General features: G+C 73.4%; 7 protein-coding genes and 1 pseudogene. 3 read left to right on the top strand and 5 right to left on the bottom strand.

Translation table 11 applies throughout. The features are described 5' to 3' along the window. The coding region (locus GTW43_RS31430) for a phosphoglycerate mutase family protein (RefSeq protein WP_161305379.1) at positions 1-436 on the bottom strand (436 nt) is incomplete at its 3' end. A 65-nt stretch (positions 437-501) separates the two neighbouring features. Then, a complete protein-coding gene (locus GTW43_RS31425) occupies positions 502-1,929 on the bottom strand; it encodes a PLP-dependent aminotransferase family protein (protein ID WP_161305378.1) in 1,428 nt (475 codons plus the stop codon). On the opposite strand from GTW43_RS31425, the gene GTW43_RS31420 reads away from it, so the two are divergent. From GTW43_RS31420 to GTW43_RS31410, 3 genes are all read left to right on the top strand, one after another. Beyond that, positions 1,928-2,956 carry a DMT family transporter gene (locus tag GTW43_RS31420; protein ID WP_161305377.1) on the top strand — a complete coding sequence of 343 codons (1,029 nt, stop codon included), beginning with the start codon at positions 1,928-1,930 and terminating at the stop codon, positions 2,954-2,956. The two genes, GTW43_RS31425 and GTW43_RS31420, sit on opposite strands and share 2 nt — an antisense overlap. Positions 2,957-3,202: 246 nt before the next feature. After that, a complete protein-coding gene (locus GTW43_RS31415; RefSeq protein WP_161305376.1) occupies positions 3,203-4,063 on the top strand; it encodes a 3-hydroxybutyryl-CoA dehydrogenase in 861 nt (286 codons plus the stop codon). Positions 4,064-4,321: 258 nt separating this feature from the next. Then, positions 4,322-4,579 (top strand): hypothetical protein, encoded by a 258-nt coding sequence (locus GTW43_RS31410; protein ID WP_161305375.1) that lies wholly within the window; start codon positions 4,322-4,324, stop codon positions 4,577-4,579. A 19-nt stretch (positions 4,580-4,598) separates the two neighbouring features. Here the strand turns inward: GTW43_RS31410 and GTW43_RS31405 are convergent, their stop codons facing one another. The 3 genes and pseudogenes from GTW43_RS31405 to GTW43_RS31395 all read right to left on the bottom strand — a co-directional run. Next, positions 4,599-5,129 carry an NUDIX domain-containing protein gene (locus GTW43_RS31405; protein WP_161305374.1) on the bottom strand — a complete coding sequence of 177 codons (531 nt, stop codon included), beginning with the start codon at positions 5,127-5,129 and terminating at the stop codon, positions 4,599-4,601. 84 nt (positions 5,130-5,213) lie between these two features. After that, the gene (locus GTW43_RS31400; protein WP_161305373.1) at positions 5,214-6,554 is read right to left on the bottom strand and encodes a transcriptional regulator; all 1,341 of its coding nucleotides are present in this window, start codon (positions 6,552-6,554) and stop codon (positions 5,214-5,216) included. A gap of 360 nt (positions 6,555-6,914) precedes the next feature. Further along, positions 6,915-7,273, bottom strand: a pseudogene (locus tag GTW43_RS31395) (phenylalanine--tRNA ligase subunit beta); the annotation flags it as partial.

The raw sequence follows: 7,273 nt of genomic DNA, 5'->3' as shown, positions 1-7,273 counted from the left end.
ACGGCTCGGCGATCGCGACCAGCCGGGCGCCGTCCTCGGCGGGCCGGGTGTCGAGCCAGGTGCCGACCCGGGAGATGAAGGCGAGCAGCGGTTCACCCCCGTGCGGGGCCGAGCGGGGGTCGCGCAGCCAGTGGTCGACCGCGGCCGGTTCGACGGCGGTGACCTCGCCGAGCGTGCGGCCGCGCCAGCGCCCCATGTCGCAGTCGCGCAGGGCCGGCTGGACGAGCGGGGCGAGTCCGAGGGCGTCGCCGGTCGCGCGGCTGCGCGGGGTCGGCGAGCAGTAGCGCAGCTCGGCGGCGGCCAGCGGGCCGAGCGCGGGCCCCACCCGCTGCACCTCGTACCAGCCGGCCTCGTCGAGCGGTCGGTCGTCGTCGAACCGCTCGGCGAGCAGGGAGGAGCTGCGCGCTGCGGCCAGGAGCGTCACGCTGAGCTGCATGGCCCGAATGCTCTACTCGGCGGTAGTGCAGGTCAAGGCCCAGGGGGCGAGACGCTCTCCGGCCCTCAGCGTTCGGCCCAGGCCGTGGCGAGGCGTCGTACGCCCTCGGTGATCTCGGCCGTTCCGGCGACGGCCACGAAGCTCAGCCGCAGATGCGGAGCGGGGGGTTCGGCCGCGAAGTACGGACGGCCGGGGGCGACCGCGACGCCCGCCCGCAGCGCGCTCGCCGTCAGGCGCCGCTCGTCGGTGCCGTCGGGGAGCCGCGCCCACAGGTGGTAGCCGCCGGAGGGGATGTGGCCGACGGTCAGTGCGGGGAGCCGCTCGGCGAGGCCGGCGGCGAGCAGGTCCCTGCGGTTCTTCAACTCGCCCGCCACGGTGCGCAGATGGCGGGGCCAGGCCAGGGAGCCGACGAGCTCCAGCGTGGCCTCCTGCAGCGGTCCGGGCACGAAGAGCTGGTCGACGATCTGGATCGCGCGCAACCGTTCGAGGACGGGCCCGCGCGCGGCGAGACAGCCGATGCGCAGGCTGGGCGACGTGGCCTTGGTGAGCGAGCAGACGTGCACGACGACGCCGTCGGGGTCCTCGGCGGCGAGCGGCCGGGGCAGCGGCCCCGCGTCGGAGTGGACGAGCCGGCGCACGAAGTCGTCCTCCACGACGAAGGCTCCGGCGGCGCGGGCGATGCGCAGCACCTCGGGGCGCCGGGTGGGGGCGAGGACGGCGCCGGTGGGGTTCTGGAACAGGGGCTGGCAGACGAAGAGCCGGGCGCCGGTGGCCCTGAAGGCCTGTTCGAGCAGCTCCGGGCGGACTCCGTCGGGGTCGACGGGGACCGGTACGGGCCGCAGTCCCGCGGCGCGGGCGATGGCGAGCATGCCGGGGTAGGTGGGCGACTCGACGAGGACGGGGGCGCCGGGCGGGGCGAGCGCGCGCAGCGCCGTGGCGAGTGCGGACTGTCCGCCGGAGGTGACGACGACGTCGGCGGCGGTGATCGCGCCGCCGATGCCGCGGGCGAACCAGTCGCGCAGTTCGGGGACGCCGTCGACGGGCGGCCGGTTCCAGGCGCCGGGGCGCCGGCCGGCGCGGGCGAGGGCGGCGGACATCGCGGCGGCGGGCTGGAGCACCTGGTGCAGATAGCCGCCGTTGAACTCGATGACGCCGGGCGGCGACGCGGCGAGCGTCACGAGGACGCCGGACGCGTCGACCGCGCGGGGCACGGGCTCCCCCGCGGTCTCGGCGCTGAGGGCGACCTCCTGCCAGGACGTGTCGCCCGCGGGGGTGGTGGTGCGCGGCGCCGCACGGAAGGCGCCCGCGCCGGGGCGGGTCGTGACGAGGCCTTCGGCCGCGAGCCGGGCCAGCGCCCGGGACACGGTGACCGGGCTGACCCGGAAGCGCTCGACGAGGGCACGGCTCGACGGCAGCTTCTCACCGACAGAGTAGCGGTCAAGCTCCCTTCGCAGCTGTTTCACCAGTTCGTTCACGCTGCTACGCTCGTGCATGAGAGCAGAGAATAGCGCTATCGACGCCGACGGAGTAGCGGTCACCGCGCCGCAGAGCCACCCCGGCACCCCGCCTCCGCCCCCGCCCTCCGGTGCCGGATCCGGCACCGGCAATGGCACTGGCACTGGCACTGGCACTGGCACCGGCACCGGTCTGCTGCTGGCGGCCCTCGGGGTCGCCACGTTCTCCCTGACGTTCCCCGGCACGGCATGGGGCCTCGAGGGTTTCGGGCCCTGGTCGCTGGTGAGCCTGCGGTGCGTGCTCGCGGCGGTGGTCGCGGGCGGCTGCCTGCTCGCGCTGCGCGTACCGGTGCCGGGCCGGGAGCACTGGGCGGGGCTCGCGGTGGTCGCGGGCGGCTGCGTGCTCGGCTTCCCGATGCTCACCACCCTCGCCCTGGAGTCGGCGACGACCGCGCACTCCGCCGTCGTGGTCGGGCTGCTGCCACTGACGACCGCGGCGCTGTCCGTCCTGCGGACCGGCGCCCGGCCGCCGCGCGCCTTCTGGATCGCCGCCTGCACGGGCGCCGCCGCCGTCCTGGTGTTCACGGTGCAGCAGAGCGGCGGGGCGCTGTCCCGGGCCGACCTCTACCTGTTCGCCGCCCTGCTGGTCTGCGCGGCCGGGTACGTGGAGGGCGGCCGGCTCGCCTCGTTCATGCCCGGCTGGCAGGTGATCGGCTGGGGTGTCGTGATGGCCCTGCCGTTCGCGGTCGCGGGGTCCGCGCTCGCCCTGCCGCACGAGGCGGTGCGGCTCACGGCGCACAGTGTGGCGGGGCTGCTGTGGGTGTCCGTCTTCTCGCTCTTCCTCGGCATGCTCGTCTGGTACCGGGGCATGGCCCTCGTCGGCGTGCCCCGGGCCAGCCAGATCCAGCTCGCCCAGCCGCTGCTGACACTGGTGTGGTCGGTGGCGCTGCTCGGCGAGAGCCTTCCGGTGGCCGCACCGGTGACCGCGGCCGTCGTGCTGGTGTGCATCGCGGTGACGCAGCGGTCCGGGCGCCGTGGAGCCCGGCGGGGTGACCGGCAGAGGTGAACGGCAGGAGTGATCGGCAGGAGTGACCGGCAGGGGTGAGACGTGCCCTGCGCCCCGGTGCGTCCGTCGACGTGAGATACGTCCCATGGATGTGCGGGGTTCCGTTGTGCCACCGTGTGCGCGGGGCGATCCGGCCTCGACCCGGGCTGCCGCCCCGCCGCTACGACGGGGTAACGTGCAGCCCCGGTAGACCCCCGATCCCGGCGACCCCGGAAGATCAGCGAAAGGCACGAGGTGACGGACCCCTTGACGGACATCCAACGCGTCGGAGTGGTGGGCTGTGGCCAGATGGGCGCGGGCATCGCAGAGGTCTGCGCCCGCTCCGGTCTTGACGTGAAGGTGGCCGAGACCACCGGCGAGGCTCTGGAGATCGGTCGGACCCGACTGCTCAACTCGCTCGCCAAGGCCGCCGACCGCGGCAAGATCTCCGCGGACGAGCTGGCGGAGACGCAGGCCCGCCTCACGTTCACCACGGACCTCGGCGAGTTCGCCGACCGTGACCTCGTCATCGAGGCGGTCGTGGAGAACGAGCAGGTCAAGACCGAGATCTTCCAGGTCCTCGACCAGGTAGTGACCCGCCCCGACGCGATCCTGGCGTCGAACACCTCGTCCATCCCCCTGGTGAAGCTGGCCGTCGCCACCTCCCGCCCGGACCAGGTCATCGGCATCCACTTCTTCAACCCGGCGCCGGTGCAGAAGCTCGTCGAGCTGATCCCCGCGCTCACCACGTCCGAGGGCACGATCAGCCGCGCCCAGGCCCTGGTGGAGAAGATCCTCGGCAAGCACGCGATCCGCGCCCAGGACCGCTCCGGATTCGTGGTCAACGCGCTGCTCGTGCCGTACCTGCTCTCCTCGATCCGCATGTTCGAGTCCGGCATCGCCAGCCGCGAGGACATCGACAACGGCATGGAGATGGGCTGCGCCCACCCGATGGGCCCGCTCAAGCTCTCCGACCTGATCGGGCTCGACACGATCGTCTCGATCGCCGACTCGATGTACGCCGAGTACAAGGAGCCGCTGTACGCCGCTCCCCCGCTGCTGCAGCGGATGGTCGACGCGGGCCGGCTCGGCCGCAAGACCGGCTCGGGCTTCTACACCTACGCCTGAGCCGCCTCAGGCCGAGCCGCCTTCCGAGCCGCCTCTCCCGGCGGCCCGCCGAGGACTTCCTGAGTCACACTCCGTGCTCGCTGTCGGGCCCGGTGTTCTTCGGAACACCGGGCCCGCTGCGTTCGCACGGGGCACGCGCGCGTGACTCGCATATGCCGTTCGCACACGCTCCCGCCGTGCCCACCAGGCGAGTTGACTTCCGATGCGCACCGAGGTGCGCACGACAAGGAAGTGACGACTACGGAGAGGAGCGGACCCGTGACCACCGAACCGGAGCGTCCCGTGGTCCCCGAAGAACTCGCAGAGTTACGGCGCGTCTTCGAGGTCGGACTGACCCGCGTGGACGGCCGGCTGGCCCTGCTCGCCCATCGCGACGACCAGACCGCCAAGGACCAGGACGAGCTGAACGCACGTGTCACCGCGCTCGAGCACACCCGCTGGCCGCTGCCCGCGGTGGCCGCGCTCGCCGCGGTCGGCGCACTGGCCGTGACGGTCTGGCAGGTCCTCGGGCGCTGACCGGCCCGGGGCCGGGCCGCTAGCCGAGGCGCATGTGGTGCAACAGGAGTAACGCGGCCGCCATGGCGGCGGCCGGGACCTCGCCCCGGGCGATCATGTCGGGGACGAGCTTGAGCGGGACCCATTCCCTGCGGTCCGACTCGAAGTCGTCCTGGGGGTGGCCGGTGTACGTCCCTTCGTCGGTCCAGTAGATGTGGTGCCGGGCGTCCGTGAGGCCGTTGGACGGCTCGACACTCATCAGGTGCCGCAGCGGTCCCGGCCGCCAGCCGGTCTCCTCCTCCAGTTCGCGGGCGGCCGCGGCCGCGAGGTCCTCGCCGTCCTCGACGACACCGGCCGCCAGCTCCCAGCCCCAGCTGTCCGTGATGAAGCGGTGCCGCCAGAGCAGGAGCACCTCGTTCGCCTCGTTGATCACGGTCGCCACGGCCACCGGGCGCATCCGGATGAGGAAGTGGTCGAGGTGCCGGCCGTCCGGGAGTCCGACGTCTGCCAGGTTGACGCTGAACCACCGGTTCTCGTACACAGTTTGTTCGTTCTGTTTCGTCCACTGCACGGTTCTGCCACCTTCCGCCGAGTTGATGGCAATATCGCAGCAGTGGCGTGCGGAAGAGCCCCCCGGAAGGGCTCGGGCCGTGGATCAGAGCGGCACGCGCAGCGCCCCGTCGATGAGTTCGGCGGCCTCGGCCGTGCCCGCGCACCCGCTGCGGACCAGGTGTTCGCGCACCGCCCGGAGTCGGTCGCGCAGGCGCTGGGACTCCACCCCCCGGGCCCGCTCGGCCATCTCGACCGCGGTGGCCACGGCCTGCTCCGCGTTGCCCTGGCGCAGCTGGATCTGGCTGAGGACGGCGAGCCGGTGGACGCGTCCGCGGTCGTGGGCCGGGGTGTGGACGGCCTCCTGGGCGTGCTCCTTGGCTGCCGCGTAGTCCCCGAGGCTCAACAGGGCCTCCGCGACCTGGACGTTGACGAACCCGGGCTGCACGTAGCCCGTCTCGTCCGGTTCGTGTCCGCGCCGGATGCGGTCGGCGGCGGACTCGGCACGCCGGATGCACTCCAGGGCGCTCGTGCCGTCGCCGAGGTGCGCGTACGCCTTGGCCTGCATCGCGTACAGGTCCGAGGCGAGCGCCGGGGTGATGTGCCGGCCCGCGGCACGCAGCGCGGCCTCCGCGAAGGCCACCGCCTGCCGGTGCTCGCGCATGTGCAGCGCCTGGTTGACCAGGAGCGCTATCACGTACGCGCCCAGGCCCCGGTCCCCGCTGGCCTTCGCGAGCCGCAGCGCCTGGTGGAAGTAGCGCTGGGCGAGCCCGTGGGCGTCCGAGTCGTACGCGCAGATGCCGGCGATGGCGACGAGGCCGCCGGTGGCCCGGTGCAGCTGGCGGCCGGTCGCGTCGGTGTAGCGTCCGCGCAGCAGCGGCGCCGCCTCGGAGTTGAGGAATCCGACGATGCGGGTGCGTGTCGCGATGCCGCCCGCCTTACGGTACATCTGCTCGTAGTGGGTGCGGGCCGAGCGCATCATCTCGATGTCGGCCGGGCTGACCGCGTGGCGGCCGCCGCGCGAGACGTCGTTGTCCTCCGGCGGGTTCTCCCACTCCCACACCGGCATGACGGCCGGGGTCCCGGTGACGGCCGGGGCGTCGAGGACGTGCCGGCGCTGCTGCTCGTCGGAGCGCCACAGCGCGGTGGCCCGCTCCACGAAACCGGACAGGCTCGACCCGTGCGCCGAGGCCGGCTCGCCGGGGATGCCGAGGCCGATGTCGTCGAGCGTGACGTGCCGCTGGAGGCGTCCGGCGAGCACCTCGCAGATCAGGTCGGGCACCTGCCCGCGCGGCCGCTGGCCCTTCAACCAGCGGGCGACGGCGGTGTGTTCGTAGCGCAGCGCGAGTCCGCGGGCCTTGCCGGCGTGGTTCACGTGGGCGGCCAGACCGGCGTGGGAGATCCCGGCCTCGTCGAGGATCGCGTCGAGCAGGGTGTTGGGCTGCATGGAGGCCCTCCGTTGGCTCGGTGGCGCCAGCCTAGGGCAGCGGCGTTCACACGGGGTGTGATCGGAATGCCCAACTCCGGCAGGAGTGCACTCTGTTGTGGCCGGTTTGGGCCCGCTTGACTGAACTGCCTCGAAAGAGAGGCCGGCCGGGCCGTCTGCTCCCCCTCGTACAGTACGGCGGCCCGATCCCGCGCCGTCCGCCCGCTCGCCTGCCCGACAACCTGCGGCGGGCGGACGGCGCCGTCAGGTGCCGGCCTGCCCGGGACCGTCTCCGGCTGTCCGCCCGGACGGCGGTCCGACACAGAAGGGGCGCATCCTGAGGTCCGGATGCGCCCCTTCGCCGTGTCCCGGCGGTCGGCGTCAGGCGCCGCGCAGCACCGCGCCCGTGGCCTCGGCGGCGTGGGCGACCGCCGCGTCACGCGCGGCACTCGCCTCCTCGACCGTCAGGGTGCGGTCCGCGGCACGGAAACGCAGGGCGTAGGCCAGGGACTTCCTGTCCGCGCCGAGCTGCTCCGCGTTCTCGTACACGTCGAACAGGCGGACGGCCTCCAGGAGTTCACCGGCGCCGTCGCGCAGGGCCTGCTCCACGGTCGCGGCCGGCACGTCCTTGCCGACGACGAGCGCGACGTCCTGCGTGGCCACCGGGAACGTGGAGATCCGCGGGGCCTCGAGCACGCCGGTGGAGGCCTGCTCGACGAGGTCGAGCTCGATCTCCATCA

It is taken from the genome of Streptomyces sp. SID5785 (assembly GCF_009870065.1).
Classification (GTDB): domain Bacteria; phylum Actinomycetota; class Actinomycetes; order Streptomycetales; family Streptomycetaceae; genus Streptomyces.
The sequence above is the reverse complement of the archived record's forward strand: the minus strand, read 5'-3'. Positions and strand labels throughout refer to the sequence as shown.